Source organism: Stenotrophomonas sp. PAMC25021, assembly GCF_004795795.1.
Lineage (GTDB): Bacteria > Pseudomonadota > Gammaproteobacteria > Xanthomonadales > Xanthomonadaceae > Stenotrophomonas > Stenotrophomonas muris.
The window spans coordinates 4,461,843-4,485,340 of the sequence record NZ_CP039255.1 but is presented as its reverse complement, the minus strand read 5'-3'; the positions used below and the strand labels follow the sequence as shown (position 1 = coordinate 4,485,340).

The window sequence follows — 23,498 nt, the reverse complement described above, 5'->3', positions numbered from 1 at the left end:
GAAGTTAAAGCCGTCTAGAATATTCCGCCGCATACGTGCGGACAGAATCGGATGAGCGACACGAATGCTACCTTTGGGCAAGTTCTTTCCAGGTGAGCCTCGTAATCCATGGCTGACTGACGCTAGGGCATGAGCTTGCCTGCTGGAAAATGCCGGAGCGGCCTCACAAGTGCACCGACCTTCCTCCGCTCACACCTCACTCCTCCCTACGTGGCTGCTGCACTGGCTGCTGTACCGACTCCTGATCGACCACAGTCAGGGCCAGCGTAGACATTAGCTCTGTCTCGATCGTCCTCTGCATTGAGTAGATCGGGAGCGCGTTCGGCGCGGAACTGAATGGCTCCTCCAGCTGACGGCCCAGCGCATCGAGACCAAAAAACGTGTACGCCACAATGAGCACCGGTAGAAAGGTCCACCACCCCAATGTTCCTGCCAGCGCAAAAGGAAGCGTTGTGCAGAATACGATCGCAGTCCGGTGAAGCAGCAGCGAATACGAGAATGGAATCGGAGTATTGAGTATCCTCTCGCACCCACCTTGGATACGAGCCAAGTTGGCAAGCTGCTTATCCAGCACCGAGTACTGAATCGAGTCGATCCTTCCCTCATGAGCCAGATGGGCAAGCTTCAAGCCAATGCCCTGGAGCACAGCGTCCGTCGGATTCGGGCCTTGTGATGCCTTGCCAATATCCCACCAAGGTGCGATCGCATGGGCTTCGTCGGCTCGGCGCAGTCGAGAATAGAGGCCCGCACTGAAGCCACACAGGCCTCGCAGGATCTGTGCTCGGCTGTTTGGATCCAGCAGGGACGTCTGCCTGGCTATCGAGCGACACGCTATGACCAGGTCACCCCAAAGGTGCCTCGCCTCCCACCATCTGGAGTAGCAAGCGTTGTTTCGAAAGCTCATGAATACGGAAAGTGCGATACCAATGAGCGTGAACGGAACGCCACTGAAGCGAGCAAAGATTCCTGGATGCTCCGTTGATGCGAGCACCGCTCCTGCGGTCACAATGCTAATCAGTAGTAGATGCAATGCGATCCTGGGCAGGATGGTACCCCTGACGGCAAACGCAACGTCCCACAACGTCGGCTGCCTTCGCATTCTCGTTTCAACATCTGGGAGACGGTGTGTCATGCCAACCTCTGATTCATTGATCGACTGCTGGCGTCGATACGCCCAGGCAACAAATTCCTTCCACTTGAGTTCGAAATGCGAATGACATCACGCCGTTCGCATGACACTGCTACAGCAGGTCTAATGCAGTTCATCGTCGGCAGCCTCGGGCATCCATAGTTCAATGACCGTCCCTGTCAGGCCGGTTCTCTCCACAGACAGGCTGCCACCGTAGCGGTTGGCAAGCATCTGACTGATGGAAAGACCCAGCCCGGTACCTTGACGATGTTTGGTCGTAAAGAATGGCTCAAAAATTCGGACCAGAATATCCTGAGGAATGCCGCTTCCAGTATCTGAGACTCGCAAAGCGACGCCAGGGTGACCATGAACGTCGTCAACGTCCAACGTCGCCAATCCCAGCGTTCCGCCCTTCTGCATCACATAGATTGCATTGATCATGAGGTTCACAAGAATTTGCTGCAGCTCGCCCCGATTGCCCGTTACGAGCCGTGTGGACAGGAAGTTCTCCTCTATCTTCACGGGATGGCGCTTGATGAGGTGTTGAATCAGGGGCAGCGTCTCCAACATCAGCGTGGCAGGCTCTAGCAGCTCACTATGACCGGAGTACTCACTGGGCTTGGAGAACTGCAGCAACTTGGAAACAATGGTGCTGATACGCCCAATCTGATCCTCAATGAGGTCAATCTCTTCTCCAAACCGCTGACCCTCGGGCTCCCTGATCGAGTCACGCAGAAGCTCGAGGTTCCCCTGCATGACGGCAAGCGGATTGTTGATCTCGTGCGCTATTCCTGCTGCGATCTCGCCAATTGTTGCCAGCTTCTCAGTGACAATCAGGTGCTGGGTCGTCTCTTCCAACCGTCTATTGGCTAGTGCGAGACCAGCAGTTCGCTCCTCTACCCTGGAATTGAGCTCCTCGTTCCAGGCGACCAGCTGTCGTTCCTTCTCTTCCAGCTGACAGAGCAGCTGGTCCAAGTGCGAAGCGACACGTCCGATTTCATCATTGGATGCCCCTGCTCCGGAGCGAGCACTGCGGTCACCCGCCTTGACCCGTCCAATTGCCTGATCCATCCGCTCAAGTGGCTTGAACACGCCGCGAGCGATGTACAGAAAAAGGGGTACGGTGATGACTGCAACAAGCAGGCAACCGAACACGATCGCTCCGATGGAATTTCGACGGGCGGTGGTGAATGGCTCCTCCAGAAAGCCCACGAAGAGCATACCAATGGGTACGCCCCGGCCATTGAGAATGGGCATATAGCCGGCAATGTACCAATCATTGACTACGTAGGCTCTTGCCTGCCAGGTCTTTCCCTGGCCCAGCACGGCCTCGGCCACTTCAGAAGACACCCGTGTCCCCGACGCTGGGTTCCCTCCCGCCAACAACGCGTTGGTGCTGATGCGGGTATCACCAAGGAAGATGGAGGCTATCCCTGTTGCGCCAGTACGCAGGGCCTTATCTCGGTAGACAAGATCAGTGATCTGCTTGATGAATTCGGTGTTGTGGTTCAGCAGGGTACCCGCAATCAAGACGCCGACCTGATTGTTTGGCAGTGCAACCGGCGTTGCAGCTTGAATCATTAGGCCCCGCTTCTCACTCTGGGCCGAATCGACAGGATTCCTTGCGTTATGCGGACGAATGACCTCGGCCCGTGCAGCGAGCTTTGGGGAGATCTCCATCAGATCGTCCCGGCTTACCACCCCCACCTCCACGCTGGACGCCCCCTTCAGGGCCTTTTCGATGACTGACCAGTCCAAGTCAAGCTCAGCTGGCGAGGCCGGCTCGCTACTAGCCAACAAGCGACCGTTTGAATCCAACAGTGCGATGAAGTCTAGTGAACCACCTTGGGCTTTCGACGCTAGTAGGCTGCCAAGCTCTGCATTCTTGTTGACCCCCTGGCTAATGACGCCATGGAAGCTCTGCGAATCAGCAATCGCAGCCAGCGTCGCGCGGTCGTTGACGAGCAGCTGGTTCATGTACTGTCCCGCAACTTTCAGGTCCCCGCCAACCTTCGAGGCGAGCAGTCGGTCGAAGCGCAAATCCCATTGGTAGATGAGTCCGCCGACGATAGCCGGCAGGATCACAAACATTGGAAGGATCGCGATTAGAAGCAGGCGGAAGCGAACTGATCGCGCTCGGTTCATTGCAGATTCCTAGGCTGATACATTCCAACTGGAGCACTTACGATCAATCGTCTTTCGCGATATGCCCAAGATCGTGGCCGCTCTTTCGCGATCTCCGCCAGTCTCTCGAAGCACTGCAAGGATGTGCCTGCGCTCGACCTCCGAGAGCAGCCGGCTTCGTGGGTCAGAGAGTGACTCCAACCGCTCAAGCTGAGTCGGAAAGTGTCCGAGTATCAGGCTACGCTCAACGTAGTTGTGAAGCTCGCGGACGTTCCCGGGCCACGAGTAGCTCTGAAGATATGCCCGGGTCCTTTCGTCGATCGGAATCGGTTGAAGGCCAAGCTGCAGCCCCAGCTCACGCATGAAGCCCGCCGCCAGCTCCAACACATCAGCGCCGCGGTCATGAAGGCGAGGAAGCGACACCTCGAGAACGTTGATGCGATAGTAGAGATCCGACCGGAATGTTCCATTCTTCACTTCCGCAACCAAATTCTTGTTGGTTGAGAAGATGAATCTGACATCGATCGGAATCTCCCGATCTGCGCCAACTGGTCGTATCCGTCTATCTTCAAGCATCCTTAGCAGCTTTCCTTGGAGAGCCAAGGGAAGATCAGCGACTTCGTCAAACAGCAATGTTCCGCCTTCTGCATAGGCGACCAGTCCTTGGCGAGGCGAGTTCGCTCCACTGAACGTTCCTTTGAGACTCCCGAACAGTTCAACGTCAATCAACTCGCTGGGAACAGCTGCACAATTTATTGGAATGAAAGGATGAGATGCCCGTGCGGACAACGCGTGCAGCGATCTTGCGGCAACCTCCTTTCCAGAGCCGGATTCTCCAGTGAACAGCACGCTACTGGGCAGTGGTGCGACCTTCGCGATCAGATCCTTGGTGGCCTGAATCGCACGCGAGCTACCTGTGAGCCTGTCTCGAAGCGCAGCTGGTGCACCGGAGCCATGTAGCTCGTGACGGAGAATGGCATTCTCCCGCCGTAGGCGACCGCGTTCCAGGCAGCGCGATATAGCGGCCAGCAACTGATTGGTTCTGAAAGGCTTGAGAAGAAAATCAGCCGCTCCCGCGCGGATAGCGCCGATAGCGGAATCCAAGTCTGCGTACGCAGTAATCAGAATGAAGTCGGCCAAGACCCCTCCCCTGCGCTGGTCCTCCAGCCACGCGATGCCACTCTTCCCTGGCAACACGTTGTCCACAATCACGATGTCAAAGTGGCGCTCCGTCAGATGCTGCTCCGCTTCAATGGTGTCAGCTGCAGCTTCCACAGCTTTGCATCGCGGTCGCAAGGCACGAACCAAGAAGCTACGCATGCCAGGTTCGTCGTCAACGATCAGTATCGATGAGCGCGCAAGGTCCGGCCATGCAAGATCGCCGTTTGCGCGCTCTTCGGAAGATTGGTTGGCGCTCTTTGGCGTCATGTTTCCCTCAGTACAATTGAAGCGTGGCTAGTTCCGTCGATTCGTGGTCGAGTTCATTTCGATCTTTCGACCGCTAGATGACGGGTGACATATCGAACAAAACACCCCCTCTCACGACGTAGGACGTTGTGCACCAAAGGCCAGTCTGAGACGTTCAATGCTGTCGACCTCAGTCATATGCCAATCCGGAATTCTTGCCCTATGAGCCTCGTATCGACCTCTTGGTGGCCAAACGGACCGGGGGCTCCTCGCCATATTGCCCAGAGCGCCAATGGCCTCCGTGCCCCTCCAAGCCCCTTGGCGGTCGGCCGCCACGGGAGGCTGGAGAAGTCTCGCTCCCTTCGAGCGGATCATTACGCCAATTCGGCCATATGGGAAGCGCTGGGTGCGCGTTGTCCCCGCCTCGGCCGGAGCCACGCAGCGCGGCCAAGCGCGGGCGAGTCGATTCGCCTTGCAAGAAGGTTCAGGCCCTACCGCTCGCCTACCGGCATAGAGATGCCTATGCACCAGGGTCGTCTCCCATTTGCGCGGCTCGCGGGCAGATGTATCGTGGCTTTGGGCTCTCTGAGTCTCCGACCGACTGATAGTTGCTCTTCCCCTCAAGACCCGGGCTTGTTGGGGAGCTGACTAAGGATGGTAGAAGGCGGGGCTGACGGGTCGGCCTCTGACGCGAGCCGGGAGGAGAGGTCAGTCGCCCATTTTCGATGCAGGCGATCTGGCCCCCAAATATCTCAATGTCGTTGGGATCATGGCTGATCAGCAGCAGTGGAATACCGGCCCCGTCCAGCACGGCCTCCAGCTCCTGCCGCAGGTGCTGGCGAAGATCATGGTCCAGCGCGGAGAACGGTTCATCCAGCAGCAGCGCCTGCGGCTGCGTCACCAGGGCGCGTGCCAAGGCGGTACGCTGGCGTTGGCCACCGGAGACCTGCGAGGGCAGCAGATCGCCCACCGTGTCGATGCGGAATGCGTGCAACCACTGCTCCACCGCATCGAAGCGCTGGCCGATCCGCGGATTCAACCACCCCTTCTCCAGACCGAACGCCACGTTCTGGCGCACGCTCAGATGCGGGAACAACGCGTAATCCTGGAACACGTAGCCCAGCCGGCGGCGTTGCGGCGGCAGATCCACGCCGGTGGCCGCATCAAACAGGGTCTGCCCCTGCAGCCGTACATGACCCTGGCCCGGCCGTAGCAGCCCAGCCACCGCCTTCAAAGTCAGGCTCTTGCCGGCGCCTGAAGGCCCGAACAGCACCACCTGCCGCTGCGTGCACTGCAGCGATACGTCCAACACAAAATCCTGGCCGGCCCCCTGCAGGCCGCGCTGCACCTGCAGGTCAAGCCACATCGCGCAGCTCCCGGCGACGCCCGCCCACCAGCCGCGCGGCCAGCAACAGGATCACGATACAGACCACCGAAGTCAGGATCACCAGCGCATTTGCCTTGCCATCCTGGCCGGCCTGCACCGCCTCGTAGATGGCGATCGACAACGTCTGCGTGCGGCCCGGAATGCTGCCCGCCACCATCAGTGTCGCGCCGAACTCGCCCATCGCGCGTGCAAACGCCAGCAACAGGCCAGCGAGTATGCCGCGCCAGGCCAGTGGCAGCGTGATGCGGAAAAACACCGCCGCTTCGGACACACCCAGCGTGCGTGCGGCCTGTTCCAGCTGACCGTCCACTTCCTCGAACGCCGCGCGTGCCGGCTTGAACACCAGCGGCAGCGAGGCCACCGCCGCAGCAATCACTGCAGCCTGCCAGGTGAATACCAGGTTGATGCCGAACCACGACTGCAACCACGCGCCGATCGGGCCGTTGCGACCGATCAGCACCAGCAGGTAATAACCCAGCACGGTCGGTGGCAGCACCATCGGAAGGGTGAGCAGTGAATCCAGCAGCTCACGGCCGGGAAATCGCCGACGCGCCAGCAGCGCGCCCAGTGCCACGCCCAGCACCAGATTGATCGCAGTGGCCCAGCCGGCCACCTTCAGCGACAACCACAGTGCGCTCCAGTCGAGATCCATGCCTCAGGGCTTGCCGAACCCGTGCTTGGCCAGGATCGCCTGGCCCTGTGCCGAACGCACGAAGGCGGTGAAGCGCTTTGCTTCAGCCGGTTGCGCGCTGGCCTTGGTCACCGCCAACGGATAGGCAATGCGCCCCGCCACCGGCACCGCGAAGGCACAGCGCACCCGGTCGGGCATCGCCTGTGCGTCGGTGGCATAGACGAAGCCGGCATCCACTTCACCGCGCGCCACGTAATCCAGCGACTGGCGTACGTTCTGCGTGGTGATGGTCTTGCCCTGCACTGACGGCCACAGGCCTGCCGCTTCCAGCGCGCCCTTGGCATAGCGTCCGACCGGCACGCTGTCCGGGTTGCCCAGCGCGATGCGCTGCACGCCGGCACCGGCCAGATCCTTCAGGGTACGCGGCGAGGCCTTGGCCTGCGGCGGCACCACCACCCACAGCGCATTCACCGCGAACACCTCGCGGGTACCGGCCGCCAGCAGGTCCTGCTGCTGGGCCTGGTCCATCGTGGTTTCGTCGGCCGACGCGAACACATCCACCGGTGCGCCGCGGCTGATCTGCTGCAGCAGTACGCCAGACGCGGCGAAGTTGAAGTCGACCTTGGTCCCCGGGTGCGCCTTCTCATAGGCGGCGCCCAGCTCGCGGAAGCTCTCGGTCAGGCTCGATGCCGCCGACACCGTCAGCTCGGCCGCCCAGGCCGGCACCGTGGCCAGCAGTCCCAGCAACAACAGTCCAGCTCGTTTCATCATTGGTTTCCCCGTTTGGTTGGGTTTAGATCGGTTTCACCGCCTATCCTTGGCATCGCAGGCGCTACATAGGTGGCCCGCCCAGAGCTAGGCAGAGGGTGCACGACGGTGCGGACCTCGTTGGCGCAGGCTGTCTCGTACATCCACATCGAATTGAAGCTGCAGCGAGATGTCATCACCCAGCGCGATGCCAAAACCAAGACCATCACGACAGGGCAAACGTGATGCCAAGGACTGAACCGCTTCGCGAGGAAGCATCAACCGGCAGTACTCGCTCCCCTCCAGAAGCACCGCCTGTTGCCCTGCATGCAGTGATAGCACCATGCCCCAGCCGCGATCGCCGCCGAACCGCGTCAGGTTCTCCACCGATTCGCCGGCCAGCAACTGCGCTAGCTCCTCTTCATCAACGCGCAGACGAACTGCCTGCCGCTGTAGCTGGACTTTCATGATGCAATGAACTCGAGCTCGGTTGAGGTGTTGCAGTTGAGTAGCTGGTCGTATTCGCTATCCGCCAGTGGCAGCTCGATTGCGCCCAAGCGTTCTCGCAGGGCGCGTAGCGAGCGGTGCGCCGCCGGATTCTCGATCAATTCCCGCAACACATGCCGGCAATGGTCATCAATCTGCAACCGCATCGGCAGGGGTTCTTCCGCAAACAGCACACAGGCAGCCGAAGGCGCATCACGTAACCGTTGTAGTAACGCCGGGGTCACATTGGGCGTATCCACCGGAAGCACCAGAGCGGCAGCGTCCGGCATGCACATGGCCACACTGTAGAGCCCGCCCAACGGGCCGCAGCGTGCCACGCGATCAGGAATGCCACCGAAGGCCGGGTAGTTGCCACTCACCCATACCCTTTCCGCACCTGCCTGTCGCAGCAGGCCACGCATGTGCTCTAGCAGGGTTCGCCCGTGCCACGGTAGCAGCGCCTTGTCACGGCCCATCCTGCTGGAAAGACCACCGGCCAGCACGATGCCGTCAGTGGGAATGTTCGTGATCGTGTGCACATTCATGGGCATTGTCATGAGCTTGCGTGGGTTCGTTATCCGCATGGCAGAGACTGCAGCCTTCGGTCCACTCGCTGTCGCCGTCCTCGTAATGCTCCTGCTTCCAGATCGGGCACTGGTGCTTCACCGCCTCGATCAACTGCCGGCAGGCCCGGAACGCCTCGTCTCGATGCGGGCTGCCGGCAGCCACCACCACCGCCACATCGCCAATGCCCAACCGGCCCTTGGCGTGGGCCACATACAGCTTCAGCTTCGGACCGAACGTCGCCTCGACCTCGGCGGCCAGGCGCTTGAACTCGTTCAACACCAACGGCTCGAACAGGTCGTAGGTGATCCCGGTCACCGGCCGGCCGATGTTGACGTCGCGCACCTTGCCGATGAACACGTCGATGCCACCGAAGCCCGGATCAGATACCGCCGCGATGCCTTCGGCCGGATCGATCGCCGCCTGCGCGCGGTCCACCACCTTCGCGATGATCTTCCCGCTCATCGCTCAGCCCCCGCTCACGGGCGGCAGGATCGCCACCCGGCCATCGTCGGGCAGCGCCTCGTGGTCACGCAGCACGCGTTGCTGGTCGGCGAACGCCGAATAATCCAGCAGGCCGGCACGGAAATCCGGCCAGCGCAGCGGCAGCAGTTCGCGCAACGCCTGGCGCAGGTCGGCCACGGTGCCACCGGCCACATCGACGGCGATTTCGCGGCTGGCATCCAGATCGGAAAACGCACCGAACAATTGCAGATTCACCTGTTTCATCATGACTCCTGGCTCACCAGCTGCAGCGGTTCGTGGTGACCCCAGCCCTGCACGCGCACGTAGGTGCCGGCGCTGGCCAGGTCACCCTCGGCCTCCAGCACCACCCAGGCGTTGGCCTGCAGCATGGACATCAAACGGAACGACTCCTGCCCGGACAGCACACGCGCACTCAGGCGCCCCTGCCCGTCCATTTCCACCCGCGCACGCGCGTGGAAGCGCAGGCCCGGCGGCTTTCGCACGTCGGCCTGCAGCGGCAGCTGCAACATGACTTCCGGCGCCAGCCCCAACAGGCGGCGTAGCACCGGCTCGACGAAGAAGCGCTGGCCCACGGCAGCGGAGACCGGGTTGCCCGGCAGGCCGAAGTACAGTGCGCCATTGGGCAGCACCGCGAACAGCAGCGGCTTGCCCGGGCGGATCGCCACCTTGTGGAATACGATGCGTGCACCACGCTCGCGCAGCGCATCCGGAACGAAGTCGTAGCGACCGGCCGAGACCGCGCCGGTACTGATCAACACCTGCGCGCCGGCGGCCAACGCCTCATCCAGCACGGCATTGAACGCGGCCACCTCATCACCCACCGTGCCCTGCCAGACCACCTCGGCACCGGCCGCCTGCAGGCGGCCCACCAGGTAGGGGCGATTGCTGTCACGGATCTGGCCCGATTCCAGCGCCTGCGCCGCCTCGGTCACCAGTTCCTTGCCGGTGGCGATCACCGCCGCCCTCGGCCGCGCCACCACCGCCACCTCACCCACGCCCAGGGCGTGCAGCAGGGTGCGCGCATTGATATCCAGCACCTGCCCGGCCTGCAGCACACGCTCGCCTTCGCTCACGTCCTGGCCGCGCAGGCGCACGTTCTGGCCCGGCTTCACCGTCGCGGTCAGCGCGATGCGGGTCGGCCGGCCCGCGTCGCTGGCAAGGACCTGCACATTCTCGACTGGCACCACCGTATCCAGCCCGGATGGCATGCGTGCGCCGGTCATGATTTCCCACGCACCCTCGCCGCCTTCTGCGCTGGCATCACCGGCGGCCTGCCAGCCCTGCACCGCGAATTCGGTACCCGGCTCGAACACCCGGCCCTCGGCGCGCAGCGCGAAGCCGTCCATCGCCGAGTTGTCGAACGGCGGCAGCGACTGCCCACTGTGGATGTCGGCAGCCAGCGTCCGGCCCGCGGCCTCATGCAGGCGCAGGGTCTCGGCCGGCAGCGCCGTGGCCGCGTCCAGCAGGTGTTGCAGGGCGTCGCTGTAGGCAATCATGCCGCGCCCCCATGGGCATGGCCGCCGCCATCGACCATCGCCAGTGCGTGGCCGAGCACCGGCGCCAGGATGTCCAGGCACTGTGCCGCCGCCTTCGGGCTGCCCGGCAGCGCGAACACCAGCATGCCGCCCAGTTGCACCACCTCGGCGCGGCTCAGCCAGGCCATCGGCGTGTGCTGTGCACTCAGTGCCCGCACCATCTGCGCCAGGCCATGTACCGGCCGCGCGTTCAAGGAACGCAACGCCTCCGGGGTCAAATCACGCGGGCCCAGCCCGGTACCGCCGGTACACAGGCACAGGCGCACGCCCTCGGCGGCCAAGGCCTGCAGGCGGCCCGCCAATGGCTCGATGCCATCGGGCAACACCTCAGCGGCCACCACCTCGCCGCCCAGCTTTTTCAGGCCGGTCACCAGGGTCGGGCCAGAGATATCCTCATAGGTGCCGTCGCTGGCGCGATCGCTCAGCGTGATCACCGCGCAGGCCGCGCCCTCCAGGCCCTTCGGCGCACGCGGCTTGAAACGCGTGCGCTCGGCATCGTCCATGCCGTCGGGGTGCAGCCAGACACCGCGCTTGCCGCCTTCCTTGAACAGCAGGCGGATGCCTTCGATGCGCAGCGCCGGCTCCACCGGCTTGCTCAGGTCGTACAGGGTCAGCAGCGCCGCGTTGACGCCGGCCAGTGCCTCCATCTCCACGCCGGTGCGCGCCTCGCTGGCGCACTCGCACCACACTCGGATCGCCTGCCGTTCCGGTACCGGCGCGCAGAACACCTGCACCAGTTCCAGCGGCAGCGGGTGGCACAGTGGCATCAGCGTCGAGGCCATCTTGGCGCCCTGCAGGCCGGCAATCTCGGCCATCACCAGCGCATCGCCCTTGGGCAGGCGGCGCTCGACGATCAGCGGATAGGCCACCGGACCGGCGTGCAGCTCGCCCACCGCCACCGCCCGTCGGCGGGTGATGCGCTTGTCGCGGACATCGGCCATATGGAAGGCCGCATTCAATTCCCCACTCATCGTGTTGCTCATCCTCCGATGGAGGCCAGGTGCGGGGTCAGCCCGGTCTGGCCCTGGTGCAGTCCATGCCCGGCCGCTTTCAGGCCAAGCTGGGTGGTGATGCGTGCCAGCAGCGCGTCATGGTCGTCGTCGTTCTGCAGCAGCGGCCGCAGCGGCACGCCGAACTCGCCGAACAGGCACAGCCGCAGGTCGCCCTTGGCGGTCACCCGCAGGCGGTTGCAGCCCTTGCAGAAATCACGCGAATACGGCGCGATGATGCCGATGCGGCCGCGATGGTCGGGGTGGCCGAATTCGCGCGCCGGGCCGGCGTCGGCCGCGCGCGGGCGTTCGTGCCAGCCGGCAGCCAGCAGCTGCTCGATCACCACGTCGGCGCGCAGGTGATGGCGCTGGAAATAGGCTTCGTTGTCGCCGGTGCGCATCAGTTCGATGAAGCGCACGCTGAAGGGGCGCTCGCGCAGGTAGTCCATCCACTGCGGCAGCTCATCATCATTCAGGCCACGCAGCAGCACCGCATTGAGCTTGATGGCCGGCAGGCCCAGTGCCTGCGCCAAGGCCAGGCCCTGCTCGATTTCCGGCAACCGGTCATGCCCGGTGATGGTTGCGAAGCGCTCGCGCTGCAGGCTGTCCATGCTCACGTTCAACGCCGTCAGCCCGGCGCGGTGCCAGCCCGGCAGGCGCCGCGGCAGCAGCGTGCCATTGGTGGTGATAGCCACCTTGGCGATGCCCGGCACCGCCGCCACGGTGGCGATGATCTCGTCCAGATCCTTGCGCAGGCTCGGCTCACCGCCGGTCAGGCGGATCTTGCTCATGCCCAGCGCCGCGAACGCACGCACCAGGCGCGCGATTTCATCCACCTGCAGGAAGCGCGGGCGGCCGTCGGCCTGGTAACCGTCGGGCAGGCAGTAGCTGCAACGGAAGTTGCAGGCTTCGGTCAACGACAGGCGCAGGTACGGAAAGCTGCGTCCGAAACCGTCGGTGAGTTGGCGGGGATGACCTGCCAGTGCGCCCTCACCTACCGGCTCTGGCGCCCGAATGAGCTCGGCTGACATTCTTAGTCCTCCCTACGACATGCCGGCGCAATCACTGTGAAATGACCACCCTGACCGGGATCGACTTCGCCGCGGGGGTACCACTGATGCGATCGAAGTAATCCAGAGGTAGCAGTGGATTGAGTTCAGGGTAGTAGCCCGCAATCGCGCCACGCGGCATCGGATAGTCAAGCACAGTCAACCCATCGACCCGCCGGCAGACGCCATCACTGGAGATCGTCTCGAGGCTCACCTGTTCCTCCTTCCCAATCCCTCGTGCTACTCGATCTTCCAGGTTCATGAAGAGGATCATTCGATCGTTGTACACACCGCGATAGCGATCGTTGTAGCTGTAGATTGTCGTGTTGTACTGGTCATGGGAGCGAACCGTGGCCAGCCGAAGCATAGTGGGATCCTCGACCAGGTCGTTCACTTCAAGACCCGGCAACACCAGAATATTGGCCTTCCCGTTAGGTGTCGGCCACTCACGGCGGCGCGGCGGAATGTCCAAGTGGAAGCCACGCGGCGCCTGGATCCGTTCATTGAAGTCTGCGTAGATGCCGGGATAGACCGCCGCGATCAGCTCACGAACATGGTTGTAATCGTGCATGCAAGCTGCCCAGTCGACCTTGCTGTCCGGCAGTGTTGCCATTGCCATGCGGCACACGATCTCAACTTCCGGAAGAACATGTTCACTCACAGGCTCCAGCACTCCACGGGATGCGGTGACATTCGACATGGCATCCTCGATGGTGACAAACTGCTCACCTAGCGGGGTATGGATCCACTCCGAGCGCGCCACCACCGGTAGGATCAGCGCCTCCTTGCCATGCACTAGGTGGCCACGGTTGAGTTTGGTGGCGATGCCAACCGTAAGCTCAAGACCACGCATTGCCCTGTAGGCAATTTCGGTATCAGGAACAGCATGGATGAAGTTCCCGCCCATGCCGATGAAGACCTTGGCGGTTCCAGCCAGCATCGCCTCAATAGACTCAACCACATGGTGCCCATGTTCGCGCGGCGGTTCGAACCCGAACACGTCGCGAACTTGGTCCAGGTAGCGTTGCGTCGGCTTCTCATCAATGCCGACGGTACGGTCGCCTTGCACGTTGGAATGGCCGCGAATAGGAGCAATGCCCGCCCCGGGCTTTCCGAAGTTGCCGCGCAGCATCAGCAGATTGGCAACCTGCTGCAAAAGGCGAGATCCTTGCTGGTGCTGGGTCAGGCCCATGCCATAGCAGATAATGGTCGCACGGGAACGGATGTAGATCTCTGCACAACGCAGAATCTGCTCCTTCTTGATCCCGGACACTTGGAGGATCTGGCTCCACTCCAGGGACATCACTTCTTCACGCAATGCCTCCAGCCCGACGGTGTGCTCGGTCAGGAATTCGTGATCGAGAACAGACTCGCCGGCCGCTTCCCGCTCGAACATAGCCTTCATGATGCCCTTGATCAGGGCCAGGTCACCGCCGATGCGAATGTGTACAAATTCACTGGAAATCGCGGTGGAGCCAAACGTGGCCATTTGCACGACGTCTTGGGGCTCGGCAAAGCGAATCAGCGCACGTTCCGGCATAGGATTGACCGCGACAATTGGAGCATTACGCTTCCGCGCCTCCACCAGGTTGGACATCATTCGTGGTGAGTTGGTGCCTGTGTTCTGGCCGATGACGAAGATGGCCTCAGCATGCTCAAAGTCATCGAGCACGATAGTGCCCTTGCCGACGCCAATTGCCGGCGGCAACCCCCGGCTGGTCGGCTCGTGGCACATGTTCGAGCAGTCCGGGAAGTTGTTGGTTCCGAACTCGCGCACGAAGATCGAGTACAGGAACGCGGCTTCGTTCGGCGTCCTCCCCGAGGTGTAGAACTCAGCCTCATGCGGGCTGGACAGGGCCTGCAGGTGTCGCCCGATCAGCGCGAAGGCTTCATCCCAGCTACAAGGAACGTAATGGTCGGTTACCGGGTCATATCGCATCGGCTCGGTCAATCGACCCTGCATCTCCAGCCAATAGTCGGACTGCGCCATCAGCTCCTGGACAGTGTGCTCCGCGAAGAACTCACGCGTGGCGCGATGCTTGGTTGCCTCCCATGCCAAGGCCTTCGCACCGTTTTCGCAGAACTCCAGCTTCTTGGTGTGATCTGCATCCGGGAAAGCGCAACTGGGGCACTTGAATCCCCCAGGCTGATTCATCGACAAGAGCGCTTTAGATCCCTTGGCAATGACGCTCTGCTGCATCAGAACCTTGGCGGTTGCACCGGCGGCACCCCAACCACCGGCAGGATGGTCGTAGGCTTTGTAACGGGGGATCTTCTGCTCTGACATGACAGGCACTCGCAGCATGCAATTGGGAGTGGGAAAAGTTAAGCACGCGACGGCCTCCCCTTCCACGGACAGTATGTCCACCCTGCCCAGACAAGACGTCCGGCGTACACGCCGGGGATCGAATCGAGGCACTGGTGTCCGATACGAGTGCCTCAACGGACCCGAAGCGCTCATCCTGGCCCTCACCACGAACAGGTCTTCACGCCACCCGCCATCGATTGTAACCATCTAATTTATCGGGCGTTTTCTAGCTACAGACACCTGTAGCGGACAGGCGGACCACAGCCCCTCGAACAGAATGTCGGATCAACTCAGCCAAACTGTCCATCTGCGAACATTTGTAAATTTTGACCGCAGCGGGGTGTACGCCTTGGGATACTCTCCGCACTGTCAAACCACTAAGAAGTCCCCGACCCGAGGGACCCTGCACGCCCAGATCATCGTTACCGGCTTCCCTCCCCGCCAGGCCTCATCTCCATGCAAGCGCCCAGCCCAGTACCTGCCAACGAGCCCTGCGGCATCGCATATCGAAGAACCCTTCGGTGGCGTGGTGGCGAGCGCGGCTCAATCATGGACAGCGTTGCCGAAGAAGTGCCTGTCGCGATGCTCTACAACGACAATCCTTTCTCGGTGATGATGGCCAGCCCAACGGATCTGGAAGACTTTGCGCTGGGCTTTTCCATGACGGAGGGAACAATTTCTGATCCCTCCCAACTTCTCCGGATTGAAGTGAGGCCATCGCTGGAAGGCATTGAGCTGGCGATGGAAGTCACAGATAGTGCGCCCATCGTGTCAATGCCCAAGGACGCCACCCGCAACCTACCCGGGCGTAGCGGTTGCGGGCTATGTGGAGCTAGTCGACTGGAGCAAGTGCTCAGAATGCCTTTGCCAATCGACCGACCCACCACCTACTCCGCCTTGGCGCTACGCGTAGCGCTGTCCTCGCTAGAAGGGCTACAGCCAATGAACGAGGCTGCCGGCTCAACCCACGCAGCAGCGTGGGCTCTCCCGGACGGAGCTATCGAAGTGGTACGCGAAGACGTAGGCAGGCACAACGCACTAGATAAGCTCATTGGTGCAATGAGGCGCTCATCGACTTCAACCAACGAAGGTCTCGTGCTTCTATCTAGCCGTGCTAGCTACGAAATGGTGAGTAAGGCCGCCTATGCAGGCATGGCGATCGTTGCAGCGGTATCGGCACCCACAGCCTTAGCCATAGATCTCGCAAAGGCAGCAGGAATCTGTCTTGTCGGCTTCGCGCGCTCGGATGGCTTCAATATCTATTCACACCCCCAGCGCCTACTCGATTTGGAAGCTGCACACCTAGCAGCCGTATGACACCAGATGACGCCTGCCGTGCAATAAGCAAGGATCTCCGCCGATGAAATTGCCAAGCACGATCGGAACTTGAGCCGCTAGCCACCACCCACCCCCTATTGGGATCGTTATGGACGCCTTCCTCCTTTCCCGAATTCAGTTCGGCTTTCTCATCAGCTTCCATGTGCTCTTCCCTGCCTTCACCATTGGCTTGGCCAGTTGGCTTGGTTTCGTGGAATGGCGCTGGCTTCGAACCCGCAACCCGGTGTGGCGGGATCTGTTCTTCTTCTGGCAGAAGATCTTTGCCGTGTCCTTCGGCATGGGCGTGGTAAGCGGTATCGTCATGGCGTTCCAGTTCGGCACAAACTGGCCTCGTTTGAGCCAGATCGCCGGAACCGTAATCGGCCCCCTACTGACTTACGAGGTCCTGACAGCCTTCTTCCTGGAGGCAAGTTTCCTCGGAGTGATGATGTTCGGCTGGGGGCGAGTATCACCACGCCTGCACTTCTTTTCCACATGCATGGTCGCACTTGGAACGCTCTTTTCAACGTTCTGGATTCTTGCCTCCAACAGCTGGTTGCATACGCCTGCGGGCTACGAAACGATCAACGGAGTGGTCCATCCGGTTGACTGGTTCGAGGTTGTGTTCAATCCATCGTTCCCCTATCGACTGGCCCATATGGCAATAGGGTCATTCATAACAACCTGCTTCGTGGTGGGTGGTGTTGGCGCCTGGTACCTGCGGCGTAAGGAGCACGTCGAAGCCGGCCGCAAGATGCTTGGGGCGGCTGTGATATTTGCGGCCATTACCGTTCCTGTTCATATTTTCGTGGGTGACATGCATGGTCTGAACACCCTCAAGCACCAGCCGATGAAGATCGCAGCGGTAGAGGCTCACTGGCATCAGGGCCAAGAAGGTGAAGGAGTTCCGCTGGTCGTCTTCGCTGTACCAAATGAGAAGGAAGAGCGGAACGATCTTGAGATCGCGATTCCGCGTGTTGGCAGCCTCATCCTGACTCACTCCATGGATGGAACCTTCGCACCGCTGACATCCGTACCGGCGAGCGAACGGCCTCCGGTCACGCCTGTGTTCTTCGCATTCCGGATCATGGTTGGGATAGGCACCCTCATGCTACTGCTCGCCTGGCTTTCTGCTTTCACCCTGGCCCGCCGTAAGCTGTTCGATTCCGGGGCCCTGCTGCGCGCTTGGAACTGGATGCTTCCAAGTGGGTTCGTTGCTTTGGTGGCCGGCTGGTTTGTCACCGAGATGGGGCGCCAGCCTTGGATTGTCTATGGCGTTTTGCGAACGGCTGATGCCGTGGGACCGCAAACGGCCTGGATGACAGCGATCTCACTCGCGGTCTATGTCGCTGGATATGCGTTCGTATTTGGTTGGGGCATCTGGTATCTGGTCAAGATCCTCCGACATGGCCCACATGCCCAAGACGGAAGTCCGTCGCTAGAGGGTGGTGATCGCACACCTGCACGGCCTATCTCGGCCGCTGATCAATCTCTCTGAGGAACGCTGACATGGACTCGATGACCTGGTTGCCCATCGCCTGGTTCGCCGTCATCAGCTTCGGCGTCCTGATGTACGTCGTCCTCGACGGCTTCGTACTCGGTATTGGCATTCTCGCGCCCTTTGCCGAGGATGAAGAGCAGCTCGATGTGATGATGAACACCGCTGCCCCAATATGGGATGGCAACGAAACCTGGCTGGTGCTCGGCGGAGCCGGATTGCTAGCAGCGTTTCCAACAGCCTATGCAGCGCTTCTTTCGGCCCTGTACCTTCCAGTACTTCTGCTGCTTGTATCATTGGTTTTCCGGGGGGTCGCCTTTGAGTTCAGGTTCAAAGCCCATCGCTCCAAGAGGCTTTGGAGCGTGGCTTTCGGCCTTGGCTCGCTTCTGGCCGCGTTCTCTCAAGGAGTGATTCTTGGCACGGTGGTGCAAGGCGTGCCAATGACTGGTGACACCTACGCTGGCGGACCATTCCTATGGTTCAGCCCCTTTGCCATGCTTACCGGAGCAGCCTTGGTTGCCGGCTACGCCTTGCTTGGAGGCACCTGGCTAATCTTGAAGACCGAGGGGCGAACCCAGGCACTTGCCAGGCGCCTGACCCGCCCCCTGGTGGTCGCCGTGATCGTGGCCATGGGGCTCGTGAGCAGCTGGCTGCCGTTCCTTGATCTGCGACTAATGACTCGCTGGTTCAGTGACGGGAATTTCTGGTGGCTGTCCCCCGTCCCCCTTCTTACGCTCGCCGTGGCAGTGGCGCTGTGGCGCGCGGAGAAACGCCCCACTCATGATCTTGCCCCTTTCCTACTGAGCCTGTCGTTGTTTGTCCTGGGCTACCTAGGTCTCGTACTCGGCATGTGGCCGTACCTGCTCCCGCCCGGATTGACGATCTGGGATGCAGCAGCGCCAGTGTCGTCGCTTGGCTTCAGCCTGGTCGGCTTGGCGGTCATGCTTCCGGTCATCCTGGGCTACACCGCCTGGTCATACCGCGTTTTCCGCGGCAAGGTGAGTGCGAGCACGAGCTATCATTGAGCGTGATATACCACCCATTCGCCTGATTAGCCAATACGCCCGGCCTCCCAGAATCGTGTATCGCCCTAAGACACACAGGATGTGATGAATGAGGCCTTCAGCCGACCCTGAATCGTATGCCTTCGGATCGAACTGACTTGAAGGAAAGTCGATGATTCACGGTGAGGTGGTAGAAGAACGCCTCACACCAACGAAGCCGCCTAGAAAGAAGGACTACATCATGTATGGGGCCGCTACGAGATAGCCACCTGACAAGAGTGAGTGGGTCCCTTCCCGACAGCATGGGGCTAAGTAGCTCAACAGTAGAGCCTCTGGCCAACGTGCAAACCCACGGCCGTACGGATCTTAACCATAGGTGGAAGCCCTCCCGCTCAAGCCTACGCCTTTCAGCAAGCTCCGCTCTGAGCTGACGCCGGCGAACTTGGCGGGCTATCTCCAAGTGTGGCGAGTACTCCCCCTTGCCATGATAGGCAACCTTCAGGACGTAGCCCCGGGCCCTGGTAGGAATCGGTGAGTACGAAGCTCGAACACGCGCAAAGAAGTACCCCGCGAAAACGGCAGTTGCGACGAGAACAACATGAAGTTCGCTCGGGGCGATACGGTATCCACTCGCGGTGAAGAACTGGACGCAAACAAGTCCATCACAACCCGTAGGAATCAACGTTCGATACAACGTCGTCCCGGGAACATACAAGAGAAAAATGAAGCCATAGGCGCACCATTTCCAGCAATGAACTCGCTGATCCAGCACCGGCTCCCAACTGAGCTCTCTTTTGGGGCGGCGCAGAACGTAAGCGCCAATGAAGAGCAGCGAAGGAACGCCCAATAGCAGCAGCAGGTCGATGATCTTCTGAATTGAGTACATGGCAGGGTACTTAGAACGTCGCTCCGGAGCTCCTGGGCAAACGGGATGCCATCGACTGGATTCGTGGCCGGGACGACCCGCCAGGAGTCTGGACAGAGCTGTATCGGCCGCGCGACATGGAACTTGAACCACTGATTCGTCCATGCTCAATGGCCTACTCGCGCTCCTCGGCATAGCACGGCTCCCCAAAGAACCTAGAACGCCGCTGGAGGAAGCGACGGGACTTTCACTCACAACTCCAGCGCAGCCACGGACAGCAGTGTGGTGATATCTGAAGATCAGATGGACGCGAACTCGCCTCGCTGCTATGCTGGTGAACTAGGCGAGCGATCTGAGAGACAAGTGGCCTATGTTGTCACCCAACCGACCCTCATTTCGCATTGGCCAGAGTTGGACGATTTCGTTCGTTCAATCGGCCCGTTCTTAGCCTGCGCCTGGTGCGCACTGGAGCGCTCAAGGACCGTAAGCGGGCCTGTTGCCGCCGAGGGCTTGGCCTCAGCCGCACTCGATACGCTTGCCTCACTTCGCGTACTGCAGCGCATTCCCATCGCAGCCCCCAATTCCGGGGCGAGGTCCTTGTATGAGCCTCTGGCATGGACCTATCAGGCCGCTTGGTCACGTCAGGACGTGAGTCTGGAGGCCAGGTTGACCAGTACGCTTACCCGATGGGCTGCCGAATGCCCGTCCACTGCCAAACGGACCTTGGGAACCTCGCTCGCAGAGAGCGAAGCCCGTGCATACCTGGCCAACCTGCTACGCAAGTATCGGCTATCTCCCACGCTGGGCAATGGCCTGAGATCGACCCAGCTCCCGGAGTGGAATGCACTGAGCTTGGGACGCAAGAGGTATGTACTGTGGGCCGGCATGCGCAACGTTGCGTCGGAGTTCCTGAAAGCTCATCTGGACGAGGAGGCCGCCCGTCGGGTACTTGATCGAGAGATCAGCAGGAGATGCACTTGGCTCGTTAGCCGAGTTCAATCGGGAGCACTTGACCCGACTGACTTTTGCTTCGTGCCAGGCCATGGCTGGCGTCAGCCGTTGATCTTGGACGTGGCAATGGAGACCTTTATCCCTCTGGGCAGACAGTACTGGCTGCAGCCAAGTAGCGACTGGAGGCTTTAGCGGATACTCTCCGCGCCGCGTCCACTAGTGGGCGCGCGACCCAGCGAATCCGGTGTCAGCGGTCAACTAGATCGCGTAGGTATCGGTGGCGCCAATAGCCAGGGCCTGGCCTTGAACGACTGATGAGCTCGCCACGCGTTTGATCTGGAAGGGCAACTACGAGCGCAGTCCCTGTGCCCATTGCTGCAGGAACTCCTCCTGGACAGCGGTCTCGATGGCACCCGGCCTGACACGTCGCACCGAGCCAATGGCAGCCTGCGCTGTTCGCTCAGCCCCTGACTGCAGTAGAAGCATCGCTGCGACAGTGCCGGCTCGCCCCAGCCCACCCTTGCAGTGGACCACAATGCGCAGGCCCGAATGCAAACTCCGAACGAGCATTGACCCCAGTACTGGCCATCGTTCGAGCAACCTCTGGTCAGGCGCTGCGCCATCCGTGATTGGAAGGCCATGCCATGAGATGCCCTGCCCTTCAACCACTTGAGGCAAGCACTCGATCCGCAACTCACTGAACTCCCACGGCTCGAGTAGCGTAATCAGGTGGCTGGCTCCCCAACGCTGAATCACAGAGACATCCACATCGATGTCTCTCGCCCATGCCCCCGTCATCGCAACTTCTTGGTACTTACCTGGCGCGAAGGTCACACCAATTGCCCCTCCCCTTTCGCCAACCGGGAGTTCCGCGATAGCTAAAGGGTGGGTCAAACTTGTTCGAATCATGTCGGATCTCCTGAACGACAGCCCATTCCTATGCAGCAACCGGCGCTGCTGGCTGGAAGAGCTGCACCCGCCAACCCACTCACTAAGCACACCAACTACAACGGAACAACCAATCGTTCCTTCAGCATCTCAAGGGCCACTTCCAGGCCGGCGTCATCCGCGTCATATGGAGCGCCGAACAAAGAGACCTCAATCCAATAGCGCTCCTGCCCCGGATGGATGTAGTCCGAGTGATCGTCCAGCAACAGCGCTGCACCCAGGATCGGAGACACATACCGGAGGTCCTTCGTTGCCCCTCCCCAGAATGTATATGGCAACTCAGCGAACCAGCCTGGCGCGCTCCCTTCCTCGACCAGCAGCCGCGAAATCCTGCGGAAAGCTGCCTCAGGGACCGTGGTGTAGATGACCAGATGCTCGAAGAGTTCATGAGCGACCTCAAGGAACTGATAAAGCCCTGGGCGTGGAATCTGGCTGACAGCATTTGAGATCAGCGTCCCCTCGAGATCGAGAGCAAGGATGGTCGGTCGCATTGAGCGCTAGAATCCTCATCAGTAGTTGGACACTTGGATCTGGAGCGTTCCGCGCTGCGCTTGGTCATCGGACGCAGTTGCTGAACGCCAATGAGTCAGATATCTGAGAACTTCTCGGCTTGCTTAAGCTGATTCTCCAGAGAATGGATCTTTTCCCTATAGTTGGCAGCTATGTAGGGCTTGTCATTGAAGTCCAAAGCCGTCTGAGGAATTAGTTCGAGCTCGACTCGCGTTGAAGACGCTTGTCGAATTGCCAGTGTCGACCACGCATCATCACCTTTTACGAAGCCAACATTGAAGCGCGCCGTGACGCCGTGGTTCGGCTTGAGGCCATCAATCGATCGGAAGTCGCTGTGCACCCGCGACTTTGCCGTGGGCTGAGCTTCGCCATTGATGTAGAGCGTCGCCGCCCAGCTGGCCTGGCTGAGCGCCAAAGTTGAGCTATTGGCAATTCGCGCCTCAATGACCGGCTTCGGGCCAAAGAAGCTGTCCTCGATCCGTAACGTTGCGCCACTCGCACGCACTCTTTCTAGTTCGGTGATCGTCGGACGCTGTGTGTTGGCCTGCTCCTGCAGAGCAAGAATTTCTTTTGGATGGGCATCCCTAATCTGCTTGATGTGCCCCCTAACCACCTGTCTTATAGATGCATTCGGGTAGGCCTTGTTCAGCTCAGCCAGATCAAGGTCGGCAACGGCCCAGTTGAAGGCATCCCGCTCATGGGCACTCAGCTCGGCGTCAATCGCGTCAATCGACGCTCTGTATTGCTCCTGCGTGCCGTCAGTGACCAACTTCCTGTCTACTGGACCGCTGCAGGCGGCAACTAGGACCGTCAGAGCAAGCAGCAAGCCCTGCCTGCCCCAGCCAGCTGCGTCGCGTCGACGTTGTTCTTTGATCATGCCCTTCCCCTGTCAATGAGAAGCACAGGATATCTGGTTTTTAGATATCGGAGAACTGGATATAGCTTCTGAAGCCGCTCAACCAGGGTGCGGCCGTGGCCAAGACAATCCATCGCAAGGAATACGCCGCCCTGATTGAGACCGTCAGAGACGCGCGCTTGGCTGCTGGCCTTACCCAAGTACAAGTGTCCAGCAAGCTGGGGCGCAGCCAGTCGTTCATTAGCGATGTTGAGACAGGGAAGCGCAGGGTTGACGTCGTGGAGCTTAGGGACATAGCGCGCCTGACAGGCCTATCCCTGGGCAAGCTCATTGCCGACTTTGAGAAGCGACTCAAAGACTGACTTTACTGAGCTATGGCTCAGTCTTCTTCAGATGCGTACCACTAGGCTCACACATAGTGCCCAGCGGCCGTACCATCACCGCCAATGCGCGCTGGACCTGGTGACCCCGAAAAGCCCTTCCATCGTCGCGGAGGAGGAGCATGCCATCACGAGAACGATGCCATGACCGCTTTGCTTGCCATCCTGGCAATGCTTTCCGGCAGCGCTGCCGCGTGGCTTTGCTACCTGGCCTCACCGCAACAGCAGTACGCGGCCACCTGCCGGCATTGTCCCGAGGAGAGGCTCGTCGACCGTTGTGCCAGACATTTAATGATCGGGCGCCGGCGCGATGGGTCATCTCCGCCC

At 60.7% G+C, this 23,498-nt stretch carries 20 protein-coding genes and 1 pseudogene; 4 read left to right on the top strand and 17 right to left on the bottom strand.

Annotated elements, in window-relative coordinates; genetic code table 11:
* Positions 1 to 196: 196 nt before the first annotated feature.
* The 14 genes and pseudogenes from E5790_RS20825 to E5790_RS20760 all read right to left on the bottom strand — a co-directional run bounded on the left by E5790_RS20825 (position 197) and on the right by E5790_RS20760 (position 14,821).
* Positions 197 to 1,132 (bottom strand): bestrophin family protein, encoded by a 936-nt coding sequence (locus E5790_RS20825; RefSeq protein ID WP_238380115.1) that lies wholly within the window; start codon positions 1,130 to 1,132, stop codon positions 197 to 199.
* Positions 1,133 to 1,252: 120 nt separating this feature from the next.
* Positions 1,253 to 3,274, bottom strand: coding sequence for a cache domain-containing protein (locus tag E5790_RS20820; RefSeq protein WP_005413345.1), 2,022 nt, complete (start codon positions 3,272 to 3,274; stop codon positions 1,253 to 1,255).
* 9 nt (positions 3,275 to 3,283) lie between these two features.
* On the bottom strand, positions 3,284 to 4,681 hold the full coding sequence (locus E5790_RS20815) for a sigma-54 dependent transcriptional regulator (protein ID WP_100468442.1): 1,398 nt from the start codon (positions 4,679 to 4,681) through the stop codon (positions 3,284 to 3,286).
* Positions 4,682 to 5,369: 688 nt separating this feature from the next.
* Positions 5,370 to 6,026: pseudogene (locus E5790_RS20810) on the bottom strand (ATP-binding cassette domain-containing protein); the annotation flags it as partial.
* Entirely contained in the window at positions 6,016 to 6,699 is a 684-nt protein-coding gene (modB, locus tag E5790_RS20805; protein WP_005413347.1) for a molybdate ABC transporter permease subunit, read from the bottom strand. The gene modB and the pseudogene E5790_RS20810, both read right to left, overlap by 11 nt.
* 3 nt (positions 6,700 to 6,702) lie before the next feature.
* Positions 6,703 to 7,446: a molybdate ABC transporter substrate-binding protein gene (gene modA, locus E5790_RS20800; protein ID WP_032966745.1), complete on the bottom strand. Its 744-nt coding sequence runs from the start codon at positions 7,444 to 7,446 to the stop codon at positions 6,703 to 6,705.
* A gap of 87 nt (positions 7,447 to 7,533) precedes the next feature.
* Positions 7,534 to 7,893 (bottom strand): hypothetical protein, encoded by a 360-nt coding sequence (locus E5790_RS20795; protein ID WP_032966746.1) that lies wholly within the window; start codon positions 7,891 to 7,893, stop codon positions 7,534 to 7,536.
* Positions 7,890 to 8,456, bottom strand: coding sequence for a molybdenum cofactor guanylyltransferase (locus E5790_RS20790; RefSeq protein ID WP_005413350.1), 567 nt, complete (start codon positions 8,454 to 8,456; stop codon positions 7,890 to 7,892). The genes E5790_RS20795 and E5790_RS20790 overlap by 4 nt, the downstream gene beginning before the upstream one ends.
* Positions 8,422 to 8,940, bottom strand: a complete 519-nt coding sequence (locus tag E5790_RS20785) for a molybdenum cofactor biosynthesis protein MoaE (protein WP_005413351.1) — start codon at positions 8,938 to 8,940, stop codon at positions 8,422 to 8,424. The genes E5790_RS20790 and E5790_RS20785 overlap by 35 nt, the downstream gene beginning before the upstream one ends.
* Positions 8,941 to 8,943: 3 nt before the next feature.
* Positions 8,944 to 9,204, bottom strand: coding sequence for a MoaD/ThiS family protein (locus tag E5790_RS20780; RefSeq protein WP_005413352.1), 261 nt, complete (start codon positions 9,202 to 9,204; stop codon positions 8,944 to 8,946).
* The gene (glp, locus tag E5790_RS20775; RefSeq protein WP_005413353.1) at positions 9,204 to 10,457 is read right to left on the bottom strand and encodes a gephyrin-like molybdotransferase Glp; all 1,254 of its coding nucleotides are present in this window, start codon (positions 10,455 to 10,457) and stop codon (positions 9,204 to 9,206) included. Before glp ends, E5790_RS20780 begins: the two co-directional genes overlap by 1 nt.
* Entirely contained in the window at positions 10,454 to 11,467 is a 1,014-nt protein-coding gene (moaCB, locus tag E5790_RS20770; protein ID WP_032966747.1) for a bifunctional molybdenum cofactor biosynthesis protein MoaC/MoaB, read from the bottom strand. The genes glp and moaCB overlap by 4 nt, the downstream gene beginning before the upstream one ends.
* An 8-nt stretch (positions 11,468 to 11,475) precedes the next feature.
* A complete protein-coding gene (moaA, locus tag E5790_RS20765; protein WP_005413355.1) occupies positions 11,476 to 12,516 on the bottom strand; it encodes a GTP 3',8-cyclase MoaA in 1,041 nt (346 codons plus the stop codon).
* 31 nt (positions 12,517 to 12,547) lie between these two features.
* Positions 12,548 to 14,821 carry an FdhF/YdeP family oxidoreductase gene (locus E5790_RS20760; RefSeq protein WP_005413356.1) on the bottom strand — a complete coding sequence of 758 codons (2,274 nt, stop codon included), beginning with the start codon at positions 14,819 to 14,821 and terminating at the stop codon, positions 12,548 to 12,550.
* Between the two features lie 570 nt (positions 14,822 to 15,391).
* Between E5790_RS20760 and fdhD the strand changes: the two genes are divergently transcribed.
* The 3 genes from fdhD (at position 15,392) to cydB (ending at position 18,682) form a co-directional block, all read left to right on the top strand.
* Positions 15,392 to 16,159, top strand: a complete 768-nt coding sequence (gene fdhD, locus E5790_RS20755) for a formate dehydrogenase accessory sulfurtransferase FdhD (protein WP_219625132.1) — start codon at positions 15,392 to 15,394, stop codon at positions 16,157 to 16,159.
* 109 nt (positions 16,160 to 16,268) lie between these two features.
* The gene (locus E5790_RS20750) at positions 16,269 to 17,657 is read left to right on the top strand and encodes a cytochrome ubiquinol oxidase subunit I (protein ID WP_136191797.1); all 1,389 of its coding nucleotides are present in this window, start codon (positions 16,269 to 16,271) and stop codon (positions 17,655 to 17,657) included.
* 11 nt (positions 17,658 to 17,668) lie between these two features.
* The gene (gene cydB / locus E5790_RS20745; protein ID WP_005413358.1) at positions 17,669 to 18,682 is read left to right on the top strand and encodes a cytochrome d ubiquinol oxidase subunit II; all 1,014 of its coding nucleotides are present in this window, start codon (positions 17,669 to 17,671) and stop codon (positions 18,680 to 18,682) included.
* A 2,143-nt stretch (positions 18,683 to 20,825) separates the two neighbouring features.
* Here the strand turns inward: cydB and E5790_RS20740 are convergent.
* The 3 genes from E5790_RS20740 to E5790_RS20730 form a co-directional block, all read right to left on the bottom strand.
* Positions 20,826 to 21,275: a protein-tyrosine phosphatase family protein gene (locus E5790_RS20740; protein WP_080101843.1), complete on the bottom strand. Its 450-nt coding sequence runs from the start codon at positions 21,273 to 21,275 to the stop codon at positions 20,826 to 20,828.
* Between the two features lie 206 nt (positions 21,276 to 21,481).
* On the bottom strand, positions 21,482 to 21,916 hold the full coding sequence (locus E5790_RS20735) for an NIF family HAD-type phosphatase (RefSeq protein WP_032966749.1): 435 nt from the start codon (positions 21,914 to 21,916) through the stop codon (positions 21,482 to 21,484).
* 95 nt (positions 21,917 to 22,011) lie between these two features.
* Positions 22,012 to 22,812: a hypothetical protein gene (locus tag E5790_RS20730; RefSeq protein WP_032966750.1), complete on the bottom strand. Its 801-nt coding sequence runs from the start codon at positions 22,810 to 22,812 to the stop codon at positions 22,012 to 22,014.
* Between the two features lie 95 nt (positions 22,813 to 22,907).
* On the opposite strand from E5790_RS20730, the gene E5790_RS20725 reads away from it, so the two are divergent.
* Positions 22,908 to 23,153, top strand: coding sequence for a helix-turn-helix transcriptional regulator (locus tag E5790_RS20725; protein ID WP_017354505.1), 246 nt, complete (start codon positions 22,908 to 22,910; stop codon positions 23,151 to 23,153).
* Positions 23,154 to 23,498 lie beyond the last annotated feature (345 nt).

Coding starts and splice junctions, on each gene's coding strand:
- E5790_RS20825 (WP_238380115.1), bottom strand. CDS start 1,132: ATGACACACCGTCTCCCAGATGTTGAAACGAGAATGCGAAGGCAGCCG.
- E5790_RS20820 (WP_005413345.1), bottom strand. CDS start 3,274: ATGAACCGAGCGCGATCAGTTCGCTTCCGCCTGCTTCTAATCGCGATC.
- E5790_RS20815 (WP_100468442.1), bottom strand. CDS start 4,681: ATGACGCCAAAGAGCGCCAACCAATCTTCCGAAGAGCGCGCAAACGGC.
- modB (WP_005413347.1), bottom strand. CDS start 6,699: ATGGATCTCGACTGGAGCGCACTGTGGTTGTCGCTGAAGGTGGCCGGC.
- modA (WP_032966745.1), bottom strand. CDS start 7,446: ATGAAACGAGCTGGACTGTTGTTGCTGGGACTGCTGGCCACGGTGCCG.
- E5790_RS20795 (WP_032966746.1), bottom strand. CDS start 7,893: ATGAAAGTCCAGCTACAGCGGCAGGCAGTTCGTCTGCGCGTTGATGAA.
- E5790_RS20790 (WP_005413350.1), bottom strand. CDS start 8,456: ATGAATGTGCACACGATCACGAACATTCCCACTGACGGCATCGTGCTG.
- E5790_RS20785 (WP_005413351.1), bottom strand. CDS start 8,940: ATGAGCGGGAAGATCATCGCGAAGGTGGTGGACCGCGCGCAGGCGGCG.
- E5790_RS20780 (WP_005413352.1), bottom strand. CDS start 9,204: ATGAAACAGGTGAATCTGCAATTGTTCGGTGCGTTTTCCGATCTGGAT.
- glp (WP_005413353.1), bottom strand. CDS start 10,457: ATGATTGCCTACAGCGACGCCCTGCAACACCTGCTGGACGCGGCCACG.
- moaCB (WP_032966747.1), bottom strand. CDS start 11,467: ATGAGTGGGGAATTGAATGCGGCCTTCCATATGGCCGATGTCCGCGAC.
- moaA (WP_005413355.1), bottom strand. CDS start 12,516: ATGTCAGCCGAGCTCATTCGGGCGCCAGAGCCGGTAGGTGAGGGCGCA.
- E5790_RS20760 (WP_005413356.1), bottom strand. CDS start 14,821: ATGTCAGAGCAGAAGATCCCCCGTTACAAAGCCTACGACCATCCTGCC.
- fdhD (WP_219625132.1), top strand. CDS start 15,392: ATGGACAGCGTTGCCGAAGAAGTGCCTGTCGCGATGCTCTACAACGAC.
- E5790_RS20750 (WP_136191797.1), top strand. CDS start 16,269: ATGGACGCCTTCCTCCTTTCCCGAATTCAGTTCGGCTTTCTCATCAGC.
- cydB (WP_005413358.1), top strand. CDS start 17,669: ATGGACTCGATGACCTGGTTGCCCATCGCCTGGTTCGCCGTCATCAGC.
- E5790_RS20740 (WP_080101843.1), bottom strand. CDS start 21,275: ATGACGGGGGCATGGGCGAGAGACATCGATGTGGATGTCTCTGTGATT.
- E5790_RS20735 (WP_032966749.1), bottom strand. CDS start 21,916: ATGCGACCGACCATCCTTGCTCTCGATCTCGAGGGGACGCTGATCTCA.
- E5790_RS20730 (WP_032966750.1), bottom strand. CDS start 22,812: ATGATCAAAGAACAACGTCGACGCGACGCAGCTGGCTGGGGCAGGCAG.